The organism is Clostridium sp. (genome assembly GCF_051654825.1).
Classification (GTDB): domain Bacteria; phylum Bacillota; class Clostridia; order Clostridiales; family Clostridiaceae; genus Clostridium.
This window is the reverse complement of the sequence record NZ_JBOFYU010000283.1, coordinates 1-2,290: the sequence shown is the minus strand read 5'-3', so window position 1 is coordinate 2,290 and position 2,290 is coordinate 1. Positions and strand designations below refer to the sequence as shown.

Genomic DNA, 2,290 nt, shown 5'->3' with positions numbered 1-2,290 from the left:
ATTCAGCTGGTTTGAATCGCTCCCATTATTCGGAATCATCCTGTTCAGCTGGTTTATTGCTCTCTTCGAATACAGTGCAATACATTCACCCCTGTTAATAAATAAACATAAATAACTCATAATCAATCATATAAATATGAATCCATATATTATAATCATAATGTTAATCTTCTCTAATATATTTATGACGTTTGCATGGTACGGACATTTGAAGTTAGAAGAGATGAAAGTTATATCAAATATGCCTCTTTACGGCATTATTTTAATCAGTTGGCTACTGGCTGTTTTTGAGTACTCACTGCAAATTCCAGCTAATAAATATGGATATATTGGTAACGGTGGTTCTTTCTCTTTAATGCAGCTTAAAATCATTCAGGAAGTAATAACGCTTATTGTATTCACTTTATTCACTGTTATATTCTTTAAAGGTGAGAGCTTACAATGGAATCACTTCGCAGCCTTTGGCTGTTTGATAGGAGCAGTATATTTTGTATTTATGAAGTAAAGAGCTTAGAGTTTATCTTAATACAGAAAAAGTCGAAGCTAATTAATGCTCCGACTTTTCTTTTATTGGGTTAATACTTTCTGTTATAAATTGTAGGTTCACTATTAGTAGCTCCCTCAATTGTGTATTTAAGAATCAATTTATCAGAGCTTAAACCTATAACGTCAGCTTTCCACCGTTCAGTATTACTATCACCATATTTTAAAACCATATCAATAACCTTCGTTTCTTCATTAAAGTCATATGTAAATGGCTTTCTTAGATATACATCATCTTTACCTGAACTTGTATCGATTAAAATATAAGTTCCAGAATTATCATTATTAAATATTATTTCAGATATCTCTGTGGGATGATGAGCTTCACGCCATGTACCGACTAAAGGAGACACAACATCTTTTTTGTCATCATCTTTATCACAAGAAATTAATCCGAAACATAAAACCAACATCATTAGAAATGCTATAAACTTAAAATTTTTCATAGGTAAATAATATTTGCCCCATTAAGCTCCCTATAATAGGATTAAAATATAAAAGCGTGGGAACTGTTAACTACTATCTGCTTAGAGGCATCGCCAAACGCCCGTAATCTAAATAATAGAAACAGCCCACGCCCCTATCATTATATAGCACTCCCTAAGAAGCAGATATATGACAAGGTACGTGAACGTTTGTTCCTACTATCCTTAGATTACTAAAATTTGGCGATTTTCTAAGCAAGGATAATATTTTAAACGCTCTATGTAACTTAATTTTTATGTCCTTCCAAACACATAACGCTTTATGCTTTTAGAATTACGGCAAAAATAATAAAAACAAATAATATATAATGACTAACTCATGATTTCAATTAAAAATAATTTTCTAAATAAATTTTAGCTCCTCATAAGTCCTTAACAACTCCTCTTGTCTTAATCCCAAATATCTCTTTGTGATCGCAATAGATGAATGATTAAATAACTCCATCAATTTGATTAATGCCATTTCAGCATTATCTGAATTTTGATTATAAACCTCACGACCAAAAGTTTTTCTAAGTGAATGACATGAAAAGTTATTTATATTCAAACAGTATTGTTGCTTTATATCTTTAAGCACAATATTTATTCTTTGAATTGAATAAACAGATCCTTTCTGGCTTAAGAAGATATATGAGTTTTTAGATATTGGCTTGATTGACGTATAACAGTCTGTTATATGCCTTTTAAGTTGATCATTGATCTTTATAATTCTTGCCTTCCCTGTTTTCTTTTCTTTAATGATAAATGAGTCCTTCTTATAAATGTCGCACCAATGTAATGAAAGAAGGTCAGATATTCTCAACCCCCAAAAACTACCTAATGCAATTAATAATGAAAACTTATAATTTTCATCTCTATATAAATTTCGAACTAATGAGGTCATTTCTTTCCAATCAAGATAATCAGCTGTAGTAATTGTATATTTTAAGCTCATAATATTCAGTTATATATAATTAAAAACAAAAGTGAATATCATTTTTATTCACTCCCGTAACGCTTGTATATAAAGCATTGATAATCAACAAAACATTCACTAATAATAATAGTGAATATTATCTTCAAAAAAATAAGGATACCTTATAATGAAAGTATCCTTATTTTCTCTTATTTAAGAAACCATGAATATAAATCATCTCCTTTTAATGCTTGATTTATTCCCTTTGATATTTCTATCGCATTTAAAGATCTATCAAGAAAAGAATCAATATAAGATGATTTATTAGCACCTGTCAAAAGATTGTAGAATTTCCAAATTGAAATTT

4 protein-coding genes are annotated in these 2,290 nt (G+C 29.5%); 1 reads left to right on the top strand and 3 read right to left on the bottom strand.

What is annotated here, in order from left to right:
• Nucleotides 1-136 precede the first annotated feature (136 nt).
• Nucleotides 137-505: a DMT family protein gene (locus ACRDBA_RS16945; protein WP_438574108.1), complete on the top strand. Its 369-nt coding sequence runs from the start codon at nucleotides 137-139 to the stop codon at nucleotides 503-505.
• Nucleotides 506-575: 70 nt separating this feature from the next.
• On the opposite strand, the gene ACRDBA_RS16940 is transcribed toward ACRDBA_RS16945, so the two are convergent.
• From ACRDBA_RS16940 to ACRDBA_RS16930, 3 genes are all read right to left on the bottom strand, one after another.
• The gene (locus tag ACRDBA_RS16940; RefSeq protein WP_438574107.1) at nucleotides 576-959 is read right to left on the bottom strand and encodes a hypothetical protein; all 384 of its coding nucleotides are present in this window, start codon (nucleotides 957-959) and stop codon (nucleotides 576-578) included.
• A 412-nt stretch (nucleotides 960-1,371) separates the two neighbouring features.
• Nucleotides 1,372-1,962 carry a tyrosine-type recombinase/integrase gene (locus ACRDBA_RS16935; RefSeq protein ID WP_438574106.1) on the bottom strand — a complete coding sequence of 197 codons (591 nt, stop codon included), beginning with the start codon at nucleotides 1,960-1,962 and terminating at the stop codon, nucleotides 1,372-1,374.
• Nucleotides 1,963-2,132: 170 nt separating this feature from the next.
• Nucleotides 2,133-2,282, bottom strand: a complete 150-nt coding sequence (locus ACRDBA_RS16930) for a DUF3871 family protein (protein ID WP_438574109.1) — start codon at nucleotides 2,280-2,282, stop codon at nucleotides 2,133-2,135.
• Nucleotides 2,283-2,290: the final 8 nt, after the last annotated feature.

Excerpts from the sequence above, each read along its gene's own strand:
- ACRDBA_RS16945 (WP_438574108.1), top strand. The coding sequence starts at position 137 with ATGAATCCATATATTATAATCATAATGTTAATCTTCTCTAATATATTT.
- ACRDBA_RS16940 (WP_438574107.1), bottom strand. The coding sequence starts at position 959 with ATGATGTTGGTTTTATGTTTCGGATTAATTTCTTGTGATAAAGATGAT.
- ACRDBA_RS16935 (WP_438574106.1), bottom strand. The coding sequence starts at position 1,962 with ATGAGCTTAAAATATACAATTACTACAGCTGATTATCTTGATTGGAAA.